Origin of the sequence: Paenibacillus tabacirhizosphaerae (genome assembly GCF_040812395.1) — a bacterium.
GTDB lineage: Bacteria > Bacillota > Bacilli > Paenibacillales > NBRC-103111 > Paenibacillus_E.
This window is the reverse complement of the sequence record NZ_JBFNXH010000003.1, coordinates 74,250-92,211: the sequence shown is the minus strand read 5'-3', so window position 1 is coordinate 92,211 and position 17,962 is coordinate 74,250. Positions and strand designations below refer to the sequence as shown.

Annotated in this window: 17 protein-coding genes and 1 pseudogene; 10 read left to right on the top strand and 8 right to left on the bottom strand. The window is 46.4% G+C overall.

What is annotated here, in order from left to right; translation table 11 throughout:
• From ABRS97_RS06155 to ABRS97_RS06145, 3 genes are all read left to right on the top strand, one after another.
• Positions 1–837 carry a prohibitin family protein gene (locus ABRS97_RS06155; protein ID WP_367812056.1) on the top strand — a complete coding sequence of 279 codons (837 nt, stop codon included), beginning with the start codon at positions 1–3 and terminating at the stop codon, positions 835–837.
• Positions 838–856: 19 nt separating this feature from the next.
• A complete protein-coding gene (locus ABRS97_RS06150) occupies positions 857–1,573 on the top strand; it encodes a PIG-L deacetylase family protein (protein ID WP_367812054.1) in 717 nt (238 codons plus the stop codon).
• 141 nt (positions 1,574–1,714) lie between these two features.
• Positions 1,715–1,918, top strand: coding sequence for a hypothetical protein (locus tag ABRS97_RS06145; RefSeq protein ID WP_367812053.1), 204 nt, complete (start codon positions 1,715–1,717; stop codon positions 1,916–1,918).
• Positions 1,919–2,310: 392 nt separating this feature from the next.
• Here ABRS97_RS06145 and ABRS97_RS06140 read toward each other — a convergent pair whose 3' ends face one another.
• Together ABRS97_RS06140 and ABRS97_RS06135 are read right to left on the bottom strand one after the other, a co-directional pair.
• Positions 2,311–4,059, bottom strand: coding sequence for a vWA domain-containing protein (locus ABRS97_RS06140; protein ID WP_367812051.1), 1,749 nt, complete (start codon positions 4,057–4,059; stop codon positions 2,311–2,313).
• 12 nt (positions 4,060–4,071) lie between these two features.
• Entirely contained in the window at positions 4,072–5,373 is a 1,302-nt protein-coding gene (locus tag ABRS97_RS06135) for an AAA family ATPase (RefSeq protein WP_367812049.1), read from the bottom strand.
• Positions 5,374–5,511: 138 nt separating this feature from the next.
• On the opposite strand from ABRS97_RS06135, the gene ABRS97_RS06130 reads away from it, so the two are divergent.
• From ABRS97_RS06130 to ABRS97_RS06120, 3 genes are all read left to right on the top strand, one after another.
• Positions 5,512–6,009 (top strand): metallophosphoesterase family protein, encoded by a 498-nt coding sequence (locus ABRS97_RS06130; protein ID WP_367812047.1) that lies wholly within the window; start codon positions 5,512–5,514, stop codon positions 6,007–6,009.
• A gap of 99 nt (positions 6,010–6,108) precedes the next feature.
• Positions 6,109–8,340 carry a type IA DNA topoisomerase gene (locus ABRS97_RS06125; RefSeq protein WP_367812046.1) on the top strand — a complete coding sequence of 744 codons (2,232 nt, stop codon included), beginning with the start codon at positions 6,109–6,111 and terminating at the stop codon, positions 8,338–8,340.
• A gap of 13 nt (positions 8,341–8,353) precedes the next feature.
• Complete coding sequence (locus tag ABRS97_RS06120; protein WP_367812854.1) at positions 8,354–9,034, top strand: uracil-DNA glycosylase; 681 nt, start codon at positions 8,354–8,356, stop codon at positions 9,032–9,034.
• Between the two features lie 250 nt (positions 9,035–9,284).
• Here ABRS97_RS06120 and ABRS97_RS06115 read toward each other — a convergent pair whose 3' ends face one another.
• The 4 genes and pseudogenes from ABRS97_RS06115 to ABRS97_RS28180 all read right to left on the bottom strand — a co-directional run.
• Entirely contained in the window at positions 9,285–9,734 is a 450-nt protein-coding gene (locus ABRS97_RS06115) for a DUF1569 domain-containing protein (RefSeq protein WP_367812044.1), read from the bottom strand.
• 113 nt (positions 9,735–9,847) lie between these two features.
• A complete protein-coding gene (locus ABRS97_RS06110) occupies positions 9,848–10,213 on the bottom strand; it encodes a VOC family protein (RefSeq protein WP_367812042.1) in 366 nt (121 codons plus the stop codon).
• Positions 10,214–10,267: 54 nt separating this feature from the next.
• Positions 10,268–10,780: a MarR family winged helix-turn-helix transcriptional regulator gene (locus tag ABRS97_RS06105; protein WP_367812040.1), complete on the bottom strand. Its 513-nt coding sequence runs from the start codon at positions 10,778–10,780 to the stop codon at positions 10,268–10,270.
• 140 nt (positions 10,781–10,920) lie between these two features.
• Positions 10,921–11,043 (bottom strand): annotated as a pseudogene (locus ABRS97_RS28180) (IS4 family transposase); the annotation flags it as partial.
• 476 nt (positions 11,044–11,519) lie between these two features.
• Between ABRS97_RS28180 and ABRS97_RS06100 the strand changes: the two are divergent.
• Complete coding sequence (locus ABRS97_RS06100) at positions 11,520–12,611, top strand: serine hydrolase domain-containing protein (RefSeq protein ID WP_367812038.1); 1,092 nt, start codon at positions 11,520–11,522, stop codon at positions 12,609–12,611.
• A 221-nt stretch (positions 12,612–12,832) separates the two neighbouring features.
• On the opposite strand, the gene ABRS97_RS06095 is transcribed toward ABRS97_RS06100, so the two are convergent.
• A complete protein-coding gene (locus ABRS97_RS06095) occupies positions 12,833–13,774 on the bottom strand; it encodes a zinc dependent phospholipase C family protein (RefSeq protein WP_367859104.1) in 942 nt (313 codons plus the stop codon).
• A 205-nt stretch (positions 13,775–13,979) separates the two neighbouring features.
• Here ABRS97_RS06095 and ABRS97_RS06090 point away from each other — a divergent pair, with 205 nt between their 5' ends.
• A complete protein-coding gene (locus ABRS97_RS06090) occupies positions 13,980–16,226 on the top strand; it encodes a PAS domain S-box protein (RefSeq protein ID WP_367812036.1) in 2,247 nt (748 codons plus the stop codon).
• 93 nt (positions 16,227–16,319) lie between these two features.
• Here the strand turns inward: ABRS97_RS06090 and ABRS97_RS06085 are convergent, their stop codons facing one another.
• A complete protein-coding gene (locus ABRS97_RS06085) occupies positions 16,320–16,556 on the bottom strand; it encodes a hypothetical protein (protein WP_367812035.1) in 237 nt (78 codons plus the stop codon).
• Positions 16,557–16,724: 168 nt separating this feature from the next.
• Here ABRS97_RS06085 and ABRS97_RS06080 point away from each other — a divergent pair, with 168 nt between their 5' ends.
• Positions 16,725–16,883: a DUF3900 domain-containing protein gene (locus ABRS97_RS06080; RefSeq protein ID WP_367812034.1), complete on the top strand. Its 159-nt coding sequence runs from the start codon at positions 16,725–16,727 to the stop codon at positions 16,881–16,883.
• Between the two features lie 168 nt (positions 16,884–17,051).
• Entirely contained in the window at positions 17,052–17,705 is a 654-nt protein-coding gene (locus ABRS97_RS06075; protein ID WP_367812032.1) for a deoxynucleoside kinase, read from the top strand.
• Positions 17,706–17,962: the final 257 nt, after the last annotated feature.

Genomic DNA, 17,962 nt, shown 5'->3' with positions numbered 1-17,962 from the left:
TTGGAGACAAATGTAAAACCAAACAACCGCAATGTGAATATGAAATGGATTGTGAGCACCGCTATAATCATTGTGGCTGCCCTTATTCTTATGTTTAACAGCTTCTCCACCGTTCAGTATGGAAATGTAGGGTTATACAAAACCTTTGGAAAATTAAGTGCCGATATCCTGGAGCCCGGCGTTCATTTGAAATTTCCTTTTTTTCAGACGATTATTCAAGTCAATACGCAAGTAACGAAGGCAGAGTCGGATACATCGGCTTCATCCAAAGATCTTCAGCCGGTATCCACGCATGTAGCTGTCAATTATTCGGTTAATAAAGCGTCCGCTTATAATCTGATGAACAACATCGGAGGCAATTTCGATGGGGTTATTATTTCACCGGCCATTCAAGAGATTGTAAAGGAAGTAACGGCGAAATATGCAGCTGAAGACCTGATTGCCAAGCGAGATGTAGTGGCGGGGGAGATTCAAGATTTGCTGACAAAGCGGTTGGCGCGGTATGATTTACATGTTAATGATATCAATATTGTGAATTTTAAATTTTCGGATGCGTTTAATCAGTCTATCGAGGCGAAGCAGGTTGCTCAGCAGCAGGCTTTGAAGGCGGAGAATGATTTGAAGAGGATACAGATCGAAGCGCAGCAAAAGGTTGCCCAAGCGCAAGCCGAAGCGGAGTCGCTGAAACTGAAGAAGCAGGAAGTGACGGCAGAACTCGTGCAACTGAAGCAAATCGAGGTTCAGGAGAAAGCATTGGAGAAATGGGATGGGCATTTACCTAGCGTGACTGGCGGAGCTACCCCTTTCATCGATCTCAATTCAATGACTAAAAAGTAAAAGGACGTGAGGCAAGTTTATGAATAGGAAGGGCCGCTTTGGATTTATTTACGCTCACCCTGATGACGAGACATTTCTAAGCGCTTGTGTGATCCGTGGGCTTGCCGATCTTGGGGAAAGTCCTGTTCTTCTGCTTGCTACACGAGGTGAAGCAGGCAGGAACAGGACAGAGCGAGCAACCAATAAGGAAGAACTAGCTGCATTACGAGAACAAGAAATGGCTGCTGTCTCTGGTATTCTCGGGATATCGCAGGTGGATTATCTGGGCTGGCCGGATGGTCAGCTTGGGGCCATCGATTTCCATAAGCTTGTTGATGGCGTCATCTTGTTTATTCAGCGTAATGAACTCCGGGTTATTTTCACTTTTCCTGAGGATGGGGGGAACGGTCACCCTGACCATGTTGCTATTTCCAAAGCAACGACTGCCGCCGTGCTTAGCGGGAAATGTCCGACTGTGCGGAAGCTCTACTACGCTGCTTCGGGATCGCTTCGATCTGCAGGATATTCGCCATCGATCGCCGTAGATACAGAGGCCGGCTGGTCCGTTAAGGCGGCTGCCCTGCGTGCTCATGCAAGTCAGCATGTGGCAATTGCGAATTATTTTGGAGATTTGGATGTATTTCCTGTCGAGCGGAGATTTGAAGCGTTTGTACTCGGCTGGCGCGACGGTACGATGTGGCCACAAGAGGCGCAAACAACGCTGCTGGAGCTTTTTACTACAGATGAGATATACTAGTGAAATGAAAATTTCGACCGGGCGAGCTAAAGCCAGACGATCAAGTTGAAATTCAACTATAGACGCGGTACCCCCGCAAAATGGGGATGGATCTCGAAACCTATATACGATCATGGAACGTTGACGGAAGGTGTGAAATCAATGTCAATTTGCAACTGCGAACAGTGTGGAAGAGTTATTATTCAGAACTTTGAAAAGCGTTGCAAATCGTGTGTGCAGCATCTGTTAAACGATTCACGCATTGTGAAAGATTTTGTTCGAACGAATCCGCGTGCAACACTGCTTGATGTCTATACGCAGACAGGCGTATCGTTGAAGACGATCAAAGAGCTGTTAAGAGCTTAATACATAGAGAAAGAACTCGATTTCTAACCGAATCGAGTTCTTTTTATTACCAGCCGAGACCCCTACTATCCTTACCTGTCATTTCGCGGAACAGGAGTTCGTTAATTGGAAGCTATTCCAGGTATAAGGAGTTTTCGCGGAACAGGAGTGCCAGAAACCCCGAAATAACGCACTGTAGTTCCTCCACGGTGTTCAAAATTGATCGCCCCACAGAAATAGCGAATTGCTGTTCCGCGAGCCTTGCCTAGAACTTCTCCGCTGCTAGCGGCTACAAGGCAACATTTGTTGGCACCGACCATCTTAACGAATCCCCCCTCATTGTTAATAGGTAAGGAAAAAATCCTAACTTCCCATTACCCGCCGAGTCTGAATCACGCTGTTAGGTCGAATCCTTATACACCTGGTTGTTCTTTCCGCTTTACCGTCCTTGATTCGTGCTTGGCGAACACGTCTAACAGCAATTCATCTTTGATTCGGTCCTGCATTTCCCAAGATGCGGCGAATCGAACCTGATAAGAAACGCCGGCAATCTCATATTTCTGGTTCAAATGCTGGCGCGGTGAGCCAATGATGAGAGAGTGGAGTCTCAATTGCTTTTTCTGGCCAAGCAGGGCAAGCTTCTGCTGCGTTCCCTTGGAGATTTGACCGACGCCATCGGTAACCATCACGAAGTCCGCGTCGTGGAATTGCGGCTGATGTTGAACGATGTCCATGCCCCTCGCAAGCGGCACGTCGAAATTCGTGCCGCCCCCGAAAGCGAGCTGCGCGAAACCGTAGAAGCGATCCCAATCGGGACGCTTGTGGTGCAGCACGTGCTCGATGAGTTCGCCTTTTGCTCCGAACAGCAGCAGGACGAAGTCTCTGCGTTCCAACAGAGCGAAGGAGGCGAAGGTCGCCGTGAACAGCTGAGCAAGCCGCAGCTTGCTGCCCCGCATCGAATGCGACGTGTCGAGCATGCACAGGATGGGGCCTTTCTGCGGTTCTTCAAGCGAACCGGTGTAGTTGTAAGTCATGAGCTTGTTTTCCATCCACTTGACCAGAAAATAAGGCTCGAAATCATCGTCTGCCAGCAGGCTTGCTTCGCTGGGAAGGAGATGAGCAATGTCGCCGGAATGGCGCAAATCATCGTAGGCTTCAGGGATGTAAGGCGAGCGCAGTTTCTTGCGTTGCACGCGGAGATGGTGGATGTTGCGCCCCACCTCTTGGAGGAAGGCGACGAGATCCTTGCTGCGCTTCAGTTTCTCAATCCACTGCACGTAGTGCTCGAACGTCTGCCGGCGCAGCTTGCCCAGCTCGCTGCCCCAGCGTCGGTTCGCAAGCCGCTGGCTGGCCTGCACCAGCTCGTGCACATTGAAGCTGTCTGCCTCTTCGAGGGACAGCGTTTCTTTCAAAGACCGGCCGAGCCAATCGCCAAGCTCGGCTTCGATCTCTTTCATGGCCGCGAGGTCGCGAGCGGCCATCCGGGCCATTTGCCGCTCGCGGCGCTCGAGTTCCTCTTCCGCCTTGCGCAGCTTCGCCTTAAGCTTGTCGCGCTTCATAAACTCCGTGCGCATTTCGTGCTGAAGCTCCGTGATGCGCTGCTTCAGCGCGCGGATTTCCTCCGCGAGAAGGGGCCGTGAATCGACGGCCTCCTGCTTGTCTTCGACCGTTTTCTTACCTTGCTGCAACGTGTAGCCGACAAGTCGCAGCTTCTCGATCTGCTTGTCGGAAAGGCGTTCACTTACATCAGCCTTATCTTGTCCGTTTTGGAGTTGTTTTTCTTTCATTCCCAGACCCAACTGCTGCTGTTCCTTTTGTCTGCGTTTCACTTCTTTTTCATAGGATTCAGTCAGCCACATTAACGCTTTCAACGAGGTTTTGAAGGAACCGTTCACTTGCCCGATCGTGCGCGGATGAATGGACACATAGAAGAATTGTTTACGAAGCGTTAAGACCATCCATCGGTGAAACGGTGTTTCTTCCACGGTGCCGTCGATTTCAGGTTTATTCAAATAGAAACACATGAAGAAGTCGGCAAAGAGCTCGAGGTTAAACCACGGCGCTTGCCGCACTGCTTCTCGCAGCCATTCCTGCGCGACACGCGAGGAGTGGACATAGCCATCGAAGATATACCTATCGACTCGGGTGCAGCGTATGATCATAGCTTTATCCTCTTATAGGGTATAGTCGTAAGCGATTCCGGGAATTTCCCGGTCAAACAGTGTCCGGTACAAGCCCTGAACGGTCTGCAAAATGCGCTCGCCTTGAATGCGCAGATGGGTGAATTTCACGGCAAACTGCTCGGGATGCTGAAGGAAAATAGATTGTGAAGCGATCCATTCGGGCAGCTTCTTTTCTTTCTCCTGCCAGGCAACGAGGCGTCCGCGCAAACTTCGTGCCGTGTCTTCCAATTCGGAGCGGCATTCCTCTAAGGCAGATTTCAACCTTTCTGCCGCATCCTTGCTGAGTGCGCCGCCGACTTCTTTTTTGAATTGAAACGCATGCAGCTCATCTTCTTTATCCAGCCATTTTTTGACGGTTTGATTATATTGAAGCAAAGGAAGTTCCTGCTCCATTTCCTTCTTCAGCATTTCTTGGAACAGGGTGTGGAACACGTCCTTGAGCTCTACGAGATCTTCAGGGAAATCCCATAGCATATGTGGGGTTAGCACCGTATCCCAAACATTAACAGTGCTGCGCCCATGAATGGCAGCTGATGTTTTCCAAGCATGACCAATTTTGTGAAAACGGCGATCGGAAAGAACATATTCTTTTTCCTCCAGTGCGGTTTTCAACTGAAAGAGCATGTAGATGATCGTTTCCGGCAAAGTCACTTGAGCGGCCTGCGCTTTGATCTGCTGCACGAACTCAGTTGAAAGCAGGGCTGGAAGCGGCGTAGTAGGAGCGCTAAACATGAGCTCGAAGCTGGAGATTTGCTTGACATACTCCACTTCGTATCGAAATAAGAATCGATCGTACAGCGCCGCAAGTTGCTCGTTGTCTTCCGGGAGCTCGTTGGAAGCTGCGATGAGGAAGAGCAGTGGGGTCATCTGCTTGTTCCGGCCGTTAAAGAAAACACGCTCATTTAACACGGATAGAAGTGAGTTAAGAATAGCGCTGTTCGCTTTGAAAATCTCATCCAGGAACGCAAAGCGCGCACTTGGTAAATAGCCCTCCGTCAATCGCACATATTCGTCTTGTTTGAGCTTCTGCAAAGAGACCGGTCCGAACAACTCGTCGGGGGTCGTAAAACGCGTCAGCAAATAGTCAAAAAAAGGCTCGTTTCCGAATAGCTCTGCGGCTGCTCGCGCCAGCTGAGATTTGGCCGACCCTGGAGGACCGACGAGTAGAACATTTTCACCGCTCATAAGCGCTAGTAACAGGACGCGTATGAGCTCTTCGCGTTCCATGAAGCGTTTCTCCAAATGTCCCATCGCTTCCCTTAATATGTTCTGCACGACGATTGGTTCTCTCATAGTAACGTGCTCGCATGATTCATCCATGCACGGAGCACACGTTCCCCCTTTGCGTAGTCGAGTATGGTATGCTTTATTGTATCAAACTGCCGGGCAAACATCGAATATGTTACAATATGCCAAAAGGGAGTGATCGTTATGCGTATCGGTATCATATCGGATACCCATTTATCAGGACATGCGCAAAAGCTGCCTGACGCATTGGTAGAGGGGCTTAGCGGCGTCGAGCTCATTCTTCATGCCGGCGATTGGGTAAGTCCGCACGTGATTGAGCTAGTCGAGGCGATTGCGCCTTGTGAAGGCGTGGCGGGAAATAATGACGGATCGGAGATCATCGACCGGTTCGGCGTGAAGAAACTACTGAACATCGCAGGCTTTCGGATCGGACTCATTCACGGGGATGGCTACCGGAAGACGACAGAGGAAAGGGCGCGAGAAGCTTTCCTCTCCGAACGGCCAGATATCGTCATATTCGGGCATTCGCATATTCCTTACCAGCAAACCATCGATGGGATGTTCATGTTCAACCCCGGCTCCCCGACTGACAAAAGACGGCAGCCAAGATTCTCTTACGGGATTATGGAATTAGGTGAAACTATACAAGCGCAGCACTTCTTTTACGATAACAAAGCCTAAATTGCCAATTTCATATAAAGAGGAATTTTCTCTTCCAAACGCGAATACTAGTTAGCTGAAAAGAATTAACGACAGTAAAATTCGACATGAGGTATGTTTGTGAAAACTTTAGTCATCGCTGAAAAACCGGACATGGGCCGTAATATTGCGGCTGCGATTGAGCCCAAAGCAACGAATAAGAGATCGTACCTAGAAGGGGAATCTTACATTATTACTTGGGCGATCGGCCATTTAATTGAGTTAGCGGAACCCGATAAATACGATGTTAAATATAAAAAGTGGAGTATAGATCACCTCCCGATCATCCCGGATACGTTCAAATTGATTCCAAATCCGCGAACCTACGATCAATTGAAAGTTATTGATGAGCTGGCCAAGCGCTGCGACAAGCTCGTTAATGCCTGCGATGCCGGGCGGGAAGGCCAGCATATTTTCTCGCTGATTCAGCGTCATTTGGGGCTGCAGCATCCAGTCAAACGTCTTTGGATCTCAGATTTAACTTCGGAAACGATACGTACCGGCTTTGCCACGATGAAGGACGGCACGGAGTACGAGAATTTAACCCGAGCGGCTCGCTCCCGCAGCGAAGCGGATTGGCTGATCGGCATGAATGGTTCTCGAGCATTCACAACCAAACATAATGTGCTTCTCTCCGTTGGACGCGTTCAGACACCCGTACTTGCACTTATTTATGATCGCCAGAAACAGATCGAAGCTTTTTCCTCGCTTAAATTTTTTGAGCTGGAGGGGCATTTTACTCAAGGCGAGACGCTCTATAAGGGCATGTGGCAGGGGGAACGCATGACCGACCAGCCTAAAGTCGAAGCACTTGCTGCCAAAGTAAAGGGCAAACCGGCGCGGATTGCTTCTTATGAAGTGAAAGAGACGAAAGAGTATCCGTTCAAATTGTATGATTTGACGCTGCTGCAAAGGGAAGCGAACGGGAAATACGCTTTTTCCGCAAAGAAAACGCTTGATACCGCGCAAGCCCTTTATGAGAAGCATAAAGTCATCTCGTATCCGAGAACGAACTCCAACTATGTAACCGAGCAAAATATACCTGAAATGCATAAGTCGCTCTCTGCCTTGCAAGGAACGGCCTATAACGAGCTCGTGCAAGGAGCGAACCGCAATCTTGTGCACAAAAACAATAAATTCATTTGCAATCCAAGCAAGGTCGAGGACCATCATGCCATCCTGCCGACGAATCGGAAAGCAAGCGGGTTGAATCCCGATGAGCAGAAGCTTTACGATATGATCGTTCGTCGCTTTTTGTCGCAATTTTACCCGCCGGCTGAATATAAGGTTCATACCGTCATGACGGAAGTGGAGCAGGAAATATTCAAGACGACGGTGAAAGAGCTGCTTCAATTAGGCTGGAAAGTCATATATGCCGATCAGAAGAAAGAAAAGCCGAAGAGCGCAAAAGGCAAGGACAAGGAAGACGAGGAAGAGGACGAGGTTGAAGTTAACGAACCGTTCTCCATCGATCCGCAGGCAAGTGTAGTATGCAGCGATGCGGTCGTCAAAGAAAAAGATACACAGCCGCCGAAACACTTTACAGAAGGTACGCTGCTCAAAGCGATGGAAAGCGCCGGCAAGCAGATCGAGGATGAGGAACTTCGCGATGCGATGAAAGATTCCGGACTGGGCACCCCGGCAACCCGCGCAGCTACGATAGAAAGGCTCAAGAAGGTCGGCTATGTAGACATGCAGGGCAAGAAAATTGTCCTGACGCAGAAGGGACGAACTGCAGTCGAGTTAATCCGCGGTGCAGGCATTGAACTGCTCACCTCTCCTGAAATGACGGGGCAATGGGAGCGCAGATTGAATGAAATATCAAGAGGCACGGCATCGGACGAGCAGTTCATGCACAATGTCAAAAAGTTCGCAACCTTAATTGTTGATAAGGTGCGAGTTCAGGCCAGAGCCTCGAAGACGTCGTTCGAGGGGGAAACGCCTATTGCTCAAGGCGGTAAGCGAGGCGCAACGAAATCAACGGCCGCTACGTCATCCGCGAAGAAAACTTCCGCCAGCAAACCGTCCGATGGCACGCCGCAGGTTGTGGCCGCTTGTCCGCGGCCTGGCTGTGGAGGTTCCTTGTTTATGGGACGCAAGGGCTATGGTTGCTCGCATTATAAAGAAGGCTGCAAGTTCGTCATTTGGAAGGAAAGTTTCGGGCGAAGCCTTACCGACACGCAAGTGCAAGCGCTCGTTCTGAAGGGGAAGACAGCGAAGCTTAAGCTGGTGCTTGCTGATGGGGCGGCTGCTGAGGGCCGTATTGTGCTGAAAGATGTACACTCCGGAGAGCTAGGGACGGAGACGGAATAGAGGGAGTGGAAACATAAGTATGTTTAGCAACGATTGGTCCACTTTGTTGGAAGAGGAGCTGCAATCGCGCTATTTTCTGGACTTGCAACAATTTCTGATAGAAGAATATCGCACAAACACAATTTTTCCGGAAATGGGCGATAGGTTCAACGCTCTTCATCTGACTGCGTATGCGGATACGAAAATCGTTATTCTGGGACAGGATCCTTATCATGGCAAGGGACAGGCTCATGGACTCAGCTTTTCCGTCAAACCTGGAATCCCGGCGCCTCCGTCCTTGCAAAATATGTACAAGGAGCTGCAGTCCGATTTGGGCTGCTACATCCCTGATCATGGACATCTTGTTTCTTGGGCGGAGCAGGGAGTTCTCCTGCTGAACACCGTGCTTACGGTTCGTGAAAACATGCCGAATTCTCACAAAGGAAAAGGCTGGGAGCGGTTTACAGACGCGATTATCGCTGCGTTAAGCCGGAGAGAGCAGCCGGTCATTTTCGTGCTGTGGGGCGCTCACGCGCAAGCCAAGCGGAAGATGATCGATACGGAGAGACACAGGATTATTCAATCTCCACATCCGAGCCCGTTATCTGCGTATCGCGGCTTTTTTGGAAGCAAGCCGTTTTCGCAGGCGAATAACTATTTGAAAGAACTCGGGCAAAAGGAAATCGATTGGCAAATTCCGAATTGTTCCCAATGAGAGTAGAAGGGGCTGTCCCGGAGATAGCAGGCTTGACGAAGTAATGAAGGGGCGGATGCCCCCCTTTTGAAGAGGACTTGGAACTGCTTGACACGATCCCTGATTTGGCGACTGATTCACACAGAGACGCAGCGGCACACTTAGACTAGAAAATTTAGTCTTAGTTGCCGCTGTAATTTTTATCTATCGTTCCTCGTTATCACAGCGAAGTGGTGTTACTGCACTAATTATTAATCATTGCGAAAAAATACTAAACACCAAATTGTCTTAAATGATGGTCTAGATGTTTATAAATTCCTATACCCCATTGCTCAGGAGTGAATTTGCCAAAAAAAGGATGTGGGTGGGGTGAACATTTCTCCGGACCGTTACTTTGGAAAATTAAAATCTTTTGTTTCAGCTTTTCTTTTTCCGTCTCAAAATCTTTGTCATCTAAGATAAGTATGGTCGGAATTGTTGGCATATTGGTTGGTGTCTGCTTATCATTATAAAATATAGGTTTCACAAACCTTCCTATTAACCTTCCTAGCCAATCTCTAGGGGGAAAGGAGTTCCCCATTGCGATGTCTTGAAACGATGAGCAGTGAGCCAACATTTGAGCAGCATTCATTTCTCCCCATTGTGGCTTTGAATTTGGACTTAAATTCTCGATACGGTTCAGTATTTCCGTTGCATGCAATTTGTTGTATATATTTTCCATTTGTACACTCCATTGAAATTACCTTTTGTAATCGTGAATTTGACTTGGAAAATCCCAGCATCTGGTTCCAATTTAGAACGGGAACCAGGAAAAAATGTCTCGTTTGTGGAAGTTCACAAATGCTGTAGTCCGATGCGATTTCCTTCAGAATCTAGAAACATCCCCAAATAGCCGGCAGTCTCGCCAGTATTCGTTTTCTCCATGATAACCTTTCCGCCTGCCTCGTTAACCCGTGACAGAATTGTCGCTAGATCGGGGTTTCCATCCAAATACACAGTGACGCCATCTGCTGCTGGCTTGTGATTTGGACCTTGAACCAGAGCCCCCCCATTAAACCGCTCCTGAACAGGGAAAAACGCATATTCACAATCCCCCAAAGCCATTGTTGGCATTTCGATCTGAAAAAGCTGCTCGTAAAACGTTTTGGCTCGTTCCATGTTATCTACGGGAATTTCGACCCAAATAAATAAACGCTGCATGATGCTTGTACCTCCTAATTAATCTATATTTACGACTCCTTTTACCATCAACAATCACTTATTCTCATCATCATTTTTTTCTCCAGTATTCATGCTTTGCCAATTCCCATTACTAAAAAAGTTTACCTCCTTCTCCAGAATTCGCCCGACATTCTCAAGAACATCTGCTATCTTATTTAATTGCTCGGGGTCGAGTTTGGTAATTAGATGCCGGTTCCATTCAGCATATTGTTCGTAGATAGCACCCAATACTTCTGCACCTTTCGGAGTAAGTTCAACCAGCTTTGTACGTCGATCGGTCTGGTGGTCCTTATAGATAGCCAGACCTTCATTTACTAATACGTCTGCAACACGTTGCACGCTCTGACGTGCATGTCCCATATCACGAGCGATCTTTGCCACCGTTTGGGGTTTATAACCAACGCGACCAAGAACCTGCCACCTAGCACTGCTTTGATCAATTGAACGCGTGATAATGTCCCCGGAACGCATTAGCAACCCATTAATGTGGAATATACTCAGTGAAAATCTGCTTAGGGAATCCTCTGGTTTGTCTATTGTATTCATGATTGCATCATAACAATTTGACAGCATGCTGTCAATATACTAATTGCCATTTTCCGTCATTCTATCTTTTGTTCACTATTCTGCTCGTAACGATAGATCCTCGCAACTAACTGATTTTTGACGCAAGAAATAACGAATGATTTGGCATGAGTGTTCAACCATTTTAGGACGACGTAAGTCATTAGTGCAGCAAAATGTTGATTGAACACAGCAGTTTGGGTTGTACCAAATAAGACAGGTACATTCAGGTTTTGCTTGATCCATCAGGCATGTGAAATAATCGCTAGAACAACTCATACACCACTTCGCCCGCTTTAGAAGAGAATGTCGAATAACAAACTGGAGCCAAACCGCAAGACTTCGCTTTGCCGACACCAGAACGATAGCCACCCCGTTGTCCTAAAACAGCATTCATAAAGAATAAGAGCATTTGATGCGCTTTGAATTTACGTGCCGTATCTTCAAAGTTCAGTTCACTAAGAATTTGTTGTACATTGTCTTCTTTCAGAATAGTTTGAACAAGGTTTGTAAACGTGGTAGACTTTTTCAAATCGTGTTATGTGTGCAAACGATTTCACAGAAAGAGCGATCTTTTTTCAATTTATGAATTCCTTATTTTGGTTAATCAATAGGCGTGATTTTATTCATGTTTTATGAAACGTTTTGATAGTGGGGGGATTTGTAAATTGGAAGGTGAAAACTGTGGGGAATTCATGCAATTCGGGGGAGGGGAGATACTGTGAAAATTAAATCCATTGTTCTTGTTCTTTTAATTTCAATTCTCACATCTTGTTATTCAAATAGGGTCAGTCAACGGCCAAAGCAAATGCAGAATACCAGTATGAATACAGTTGTCAACCCAGCGGCAAGTACATTAGATTTGTACTTGGAGAAACAACATTTCGAGGGATCTATTTTGGTAGCAAGCAAGAATAAAATACTTTTAAAAAAAGGATACGGATTCGCCGATAAAATAAAATCCGTTCCCAATGAACCTGATACTGTTTTTCGTATTGCTTCCCTCTCAAAAGCCTTCACAGCTATGGCTATCATGCAATTGCAAGAACAAGGAAAATTAAAAGTATCGGATCCTATCAGTTCTTATTTACCGGAAATAAAACACGGGGACCGGATAACCATCCATCATCTGCTTGCTCACTTGTCCGGACTCCCAAGAGAATTTGAGTCGGAAAAGTGGGACGATCCAGCTAAACGGCTTAAAGAGAAATTGGCCACAGATTTCCAATTACAACATGAACCCGGAACTGCTTTTTTTTACAGCAATGTAGGATATGTAATTTTAGGACATCTTATTGAGAAGCTATCCGGCAAAACCTATGCGGAATACATGAATGAACATATTTTTGAACCTCTTCAAATGAAGAATAGCTACGTTGAAGCAATTACTCCTTCTGAAAGAGAAGGAAAAGCGATTGGTTATGAAAACAATCTATTTGGGCAAAGTCGCCAAGTGACGTTTTTTCAATCTGACCCGGGACCCGGAGGAATAAGCAGTACTGTTGAAGATTTGTATTTGTGGGATCAAGCGCTATACTCGGAGAAGCTTGTTAACGAGAATTCCATGAGAGAGATTTTCAAAGATCATGCCCCATCGAACGGCAAATATGGTTATGGATGGAGCATAGAAGACGTTAACCTAAACATTTACTCCCATCTTGGTTATATTCCCGGTTTCTTCTCATTCATAAAACGCGATGTTCAGAACCATCGCACAGTTATTCTGCTGAGCAATAAAGGCGAAGACAGCTACAATTTGCAGCAAGAGAGTAAACTAACCCAATTGATTGCGGAATTAATTAAAGATACATGACAAGCAAGAATTGAGCTGGGATAAGTTGATCATTTCCGCATTCGCCATCGGAATATCGTTTCAGAGCATCATACTTTTGAGATTGTGCTGGCAGGGCGGAAGCAAATCGTTCACTGAATTCGTGGATGTAGCCAATCTTAATTCACCATTAAAAGAGGGCTGTGTTGACGCTGACATCGGCCATACTGGCACGTGGCTCAATAGCGTGGAGATACGCTGCTTTAAATAATGGGCTGGACATGGACGATTTCTAAACCGCTATCACAAGGCTTGCCGGTTTCGTACGAGCGATTGCCAAGAACATCCTGAAGAGCTGTGAGATCAGCTGCAAGCCCGCTTTGCAAGAATCGGATAGCAGCTTGCAAGACGTTCTTGCCATCTTCAAGCGCAATATTCCATAAATCCCACACGCTGTATGTGTAGATCTCTTCCTTCGAGGTAGGGCAATTCCAAACCGTATTGGCTTCGTTCATGTAATCGAGCGGGGCCGGGTTTTTGGTATAGACGAATGGAGAAATTTGACCCAAGGTGAGAATGCGTTTCAATCCACTTGGATCGTGGAACAAACGTTGAGCGCGTATCATGGCGCGATAGGCTTCGTTCCAATCCTCCTCCGTTAAGCGGGATGCCAACTCGGGATAGTATCTGGCTGCTGCCTGCATCAGAGCGGGAGCAATGCCCAGCGGAAATGCATCCCCCACATGGATTTCTTTCCAAGCGGGCGTTTTCCAAGTTTCCAGCCCAAGCTTGCGACGCACAACCAGCGTATCCATAATAACTTCAAATCGTTGATGATGCCATTTTTTAAATCCGGATTTATAAAATACATAGGGGTGCATATTCCTATCCAAAATGTGATGAGTGATAAACCCAAGCACATAGAGGACGGCGGGATTATATAAGCCTCTGCCTTTCACCTGATGAAGCAAATCCAGCAAAAAAGGCCCGCATGCGTCGCTGTGCATACGACTTCCGAGGAGGTTCATTGTTCGATCCTTCTGCCATGGCAGAAAGTTGTGGTAGAACAGGAAATCTGGTCCTTGGCAGCCTAATGAGAATACATGGCGAAGCTGTCTATCGTTGAGGATATTGCTATGCCCTATATCCGTCATAAGTTCCTGGCCGAAGATGAGATGCGTCCATATATTAGGCAAATGAATCATTCCTTTAATCGTTTTTCACCAGCCGGAAATGCTGGCGTTATCCCGTTCATCGGTTTATTTTAACATATCCTTTGATGGGCAGGGCACATTTCGCGCATAATTTTGATTCCAACCACTTCTAAGGAAGGAATAATATGTTAGTCGTCGAATTCAAAAAGCGGTGAGTAAGCCATCAAATGCTTTTGAGAGATGGGTGATAAAACATATGATCAATAAGCCGCTAGGCTTGAAAAACTGTGCACAGCCAGACGGTGCGCACATGCAGCTTATGGGCCACGAGCCGTCGTTTGAAGCGGTTTTTGAATGCGCTCCGATCGGGATGGCTTTAATTTCAATTCAAGGGCAATGGAAAAAAGTGAATCATCGTTTTTGCACACTTACAGGATATTCCAAGCAAGAGTTGTTATATACCGATGTGAATGCCATTTGTTTGCTGGAAGATAGGGAGAAGCAGCAGGCATGGATGGAACAACTGCTGGTCGGGGAGTTAAACGGTTTTCAGATTGAACATAGGGTGAAGCATAAAGCGGGGACGAGTATTGCGATGGAATGCAGCATGTCAATGGTCAGAGATTTGAATGGAGATCCCCTTTACTTTGTCGCTAATTATCGTGATCTTTCTAATGATTCCGACGTAGAACGAAAGCTTGCTGAGAGTGAACAGCGCTATAAATCGTTAATTGAGCATAATCCCGCTGGCATACTGACTTGCGACCTCAATGGTTTAATTAAAACAATGAACCCCGCGATGGAGCGGATTATGGGTTTCATGGAGATGGAAATGGTCGGTCATCCGATTAGTCGCTTCTTAAACAGTAAGGAAAAGGATGAAGCTTCCGTTCACAGTCTTATTTTTCAAGAATCCGATAACTATATGCTCAGCATGACTCATAAAAATGGGGAAATTATCGAACTTGGTCTCAAGAATGTGCCTATAATCGTGAATGATCGGATGGAAGGCGTTTACATTATTGCACGGGATATCACACAGCATATAAAAGATCGAGAATCGCTTCGAGTCGCTCAGCAGGATCTTCACGATACGGTCCGCAGACAGCAAGGCATGACCATGAAATTCAGGCAAATGAGGGGGAAATTTATACACACGCTGTGTGACGGCGAGCTTCTTTATCGACTTGGTTATAAGCCTTCTCATATTATCGGCAACGGATTGTTTGAAATTTGGCCCTTTTATATGGCATCGACGATGGACAAATATTACCGCAGAGCATGGAATGGCGAAGAAAATGTGATGTATGAAGTCACTTTCCGCGGGATCACGTATTTGACTTCATTACGGCCAATTCTAGAACAAGGCAAAGTGATTGAAGTGATCGGTTCTTGTGTGGATATAACGGAACGCAAACAGATGGAGACCGAGCTCATTGAAACGAAAGAGTTGTTGGAATCTTTTATAAATAATACAACGGATGCCATATGTGTGTTGGATCCTCGGGCAAGAGTTATTTCTGTCAATGCCGCTTACGAGCACGTATTTGGCTGGAAACAGGAGGAGCTGAAGGATAAGGCGCTGCCGATCTATCCCGACTTTTTGGAAGAGCAGCGCGTTGAGATCTTCGAGATGCTGAAGGCTGGCAAGCAAATCTCTGGCCTTGATACCGTGCGGCAGCGTAAAGACGGGGAATTGGTTCACGTGAGCGTAACGAAAACGCCAATTAAGAATGAAAAGGGCGATATCATCGGCTTCGCCGGCATTACACGCGACATTACGGAGCGCAAAAGAACGGAAGAGCTGCTGCGCAAGTCCGACAAGTTATCCGTGGCTGGGCAGCTGGCGGCTGGCCTTGCTCACGAAATTAGAAATCCGCTCACCTCGTTGCGCGGTTTTCTGCAACTGCTGCAAAGCGATATGAAGAGCAAACAGCATTATTTTGATATCATGCTATCGGAGTTGGACCGTATTAATTTTATTGTGAGCGAATTTCTGGTTATAGCCAAGCCGGAAGCTATCCACTATAAGTTGAGCAACTTGCAAGAGATTCTCCAAACCGTTATGGCTTTACTTGAAACGCAAGCGGTTCTTTGCAATGCAGAGCTATTGCTTGAATTTCAATCGGATATTCCTGAGATCGTGTGCTCGGAGATGCATTTGAAACAATTATTTATTAATTTGATCAAAAATGCATTGGAAGCGATTCCTAAAGACGGAAAGATCCATATTACGGTTTCGATGGAGGGCAAAGATCAAGTTCGCATTCGAACACAGGACAATGGATGCGGCATTCCAGAGGAGCGTCTGAAGCAATTAGGCGAGCCTTTCTACACAACGAAGGAAAAAGGAACCGGACTCGGACTCATGATGTGCTTCAAAATCGTAGAAGCGCACAAAGGCGTTATGGCAGTTCAGAGCACTACCGGCATAGGCACGACGATTGATGTGTTGTTACCAACCCAATTTCCCGATCAATTGAATGTGGAATCATCCTTGTGAGCCCACACATTGGAAAAACCGCCAGTCCTATTAACTAGGTACTGGCGGTTTTGTTTGATTTCGATCGACTCATCTTAATAATGAAGCGCGGCATCAGGAACGAATGCTGAATTCATTCGTATCTCTGGAATACCACTTCGTGCTATAGGAGCTCTCTTCGTAATCGCTTTTTATTTGTACTTGTTCAGGTGTATATTTCACGATGATTCCTGTGCCTACTTGATAATAGACACCTTGATGGTCTAACGACCAAATGTAGACAGATGTTTGGGTTAGTGCTGCGGCGAAAAGTTCTGAATCCGTTTCTAACAGTGTAGTTCCGTAGATCATCTATGCACCTCTGTCGTTTTTATTATGAGAAACGTACTATATCGTATGACAGTATGATAAACCGGTTTGTCACGCAAACGTTTGTATTTTTTTGTGGTGTTTCGGAATTAGACCAAGTACAATCAAGCTTGTGCTTTTTATTATGAGAGGCAGGGAGAGCTTTTTTGCGTGATTCAAGTCGAAGGCGGAGATGCTTCAACCGCCAAGAATTATAGGCATTATCAGACGCTTTACGAAGTTGATTACGAGGAGAGCGCCCTTCAGCAGTTTCTGGATGGCGAGTTTGCGCGCATCGCGAAGCGTAAGGTTCACCAATCGAGTTGTTGAAGCCGGACGATTTACATGCTGTCATTGAACGAAATGTTTCAGATGAAAACGAGGGTTAGGATCTAAGAAAATAGGGTTTCCAGGTCTTTGTTTTCCTTGTATAATAGGGGAGCTTTACGAGAATTGACGATAGGTCAATAATAGATGGGTCGAAGGAGAAAGGGGTCAATGACAGTGATAGTGGTTGGGGGAATGATCGGGCTTGGTAAAACGTCGGTGGCGACGCTGCTCGGGCAAGAATTGAATTCGGATATCTTTTATGAGAGTGTTGATGACAATCCGATTCTGCCACTGTTTTACACATCCACACCGGAAGAAATTGAAAGGAAGCGTTATCCGTTTCTACTTCAATTGCATTTTCTGAATACTCGATTTAAGTCGATTAAAGAAGCGCTAGTTCAAGCAAACAATATATTGGATCGCAGTATTTATGAGGATTGGTATTTTGCCAAGGTAAATCGTGAACTTGGCCGGATCAGTCAATTGGAATTCGACATATACGAAAGTCTTGCTGATAATATGATGGCTGAGCTTGCTGAATTGCCGAAGAAAGCGCCTGACTTAATGGTGTATTTGAAAGCCTCCTTTGAAACGGTTATGTACCGAATTGGACTTCGCGGCCGCAGTTTTGAACAGGACCAATCCCTAGTTGAGTATTATCGTGTGCTGTGGTCTGGATACGATGAATGGGTTATGCATCATTACCATGCTTCTGAAGTATTGATCGTAGACATGGATCGCATAGATGTCGTAAATCGGGAGAAAGATGCTGCGGATGTCGTGGAACTGGTTCGACAGAAACTTAAGGAACGCCTAGGTTAAAGCTAGCAGGACAAGCTGAGGGTGTCCAACTTATGGTCCTTTTGCTTAATATTTGGGACGTTCACATTCCATGCGAACACTTTTGGGACAGCCCCATTTCTGTTCAGGTTATAGAATTTATATGTTGTTTCAAGGGGAGCAAACTTGGTTTGGAGAGATGGTCTGTCTGTAAGCGGTTCACCGAACCATTGGATTCTTCGAAAGATGTTATCGTGAGCGGGCTAGCGGAACTACGGTGCGTTATGGCTAGTCATAAC

Excerpts from the sequence above, each read along its gene's own strand:
- ABRS97_RS06150 (WP_367812054.1), top strand. The coding sequence starts at position 857 with ATGAATAGGAAGGGCCGCTTTGGATTTATTTACGCTCACCCTGATGAC.
- ABRS97_RS06145 (WP_367812053.1), top strand. The coding sequence starts at position 1,715 with ATGTCAATTTGCAACTGCGAACAGTGTGGAAGAGTTATTATTCAGAAC.
- ABRS97_RS06140 (WP_367812051.1), bottom strand. The coding sequence starts at position 4,059 with ATGATCATACGCTGCACCCGAGTCGATAGGTATATCTTCGATGGCTAT.
- ABRS97_RS06135 (WP_367812049.1), bottom strand. The coding sequence starts at position 5,373 with ATGAGAGAACCAATCGTCGTGCAGAACATATTAAGGGAAGCGATGGGA.
- ABRS97_RS06130 (WP_367812047.1), top strand. The coding sequence starts at position 5,512 with ATGCGTATCGGTATCATATCGGATACCCATTTATCAGGACATGCGCAA.
- ABRS97_RS06115 (WP_367812044.1), bottom strand. The coding sequence starts at position 9,734 with ATGGAAAATATATACAACAAATTGCATGCAACGGAAATACTGAACCGT.
- ABRS97_RS06110 (WP_367812042.1), bottom strand. The coding sequence starts at position 10,213 with ATGCAGCGTTTATTTATTTGGGTCGAAATTCCCGTAGATAACATGGAA.
- ABRS97_RS06105 (WP_367812040.1), bottom strand. The coding sequence starts at position 10,780 with ATGAATACAATAGACAAACCAGAGGATTCCCTAAGCAGATTTTCACTG.
- ABRS97_RS06095 (WP_367859104.1), bottom strand. The coding sequence starts at position 13,774 with ATGATTCATTTGCCTAATATATGGACGCATCTCATCTTCGGCCAGGAA.
- ABRS97_RS06090 (WP_367812036.1), top strand. The coding sequence starts at position 13,980 with ATGATCAATAAGCCGCTAGGCTTGAAAAACTGTGCACAGCCAGACGGT.
- ABRS97_RS06085 (WP_367812035.1), bottom strand. The coding sequence starts at position 16,556 with ATGATCTACGGAACTACACTGTTAGAAACGGATTCAGAACTTTTCGCC.
- ABRS97_RS06075 (WP_367812032.1), top strand. The coding sequence starts at position 17,052 with ATGACAGTGATAGTGGTTGGGGGAATGATCGGGCTTGGTAAAACGTCG.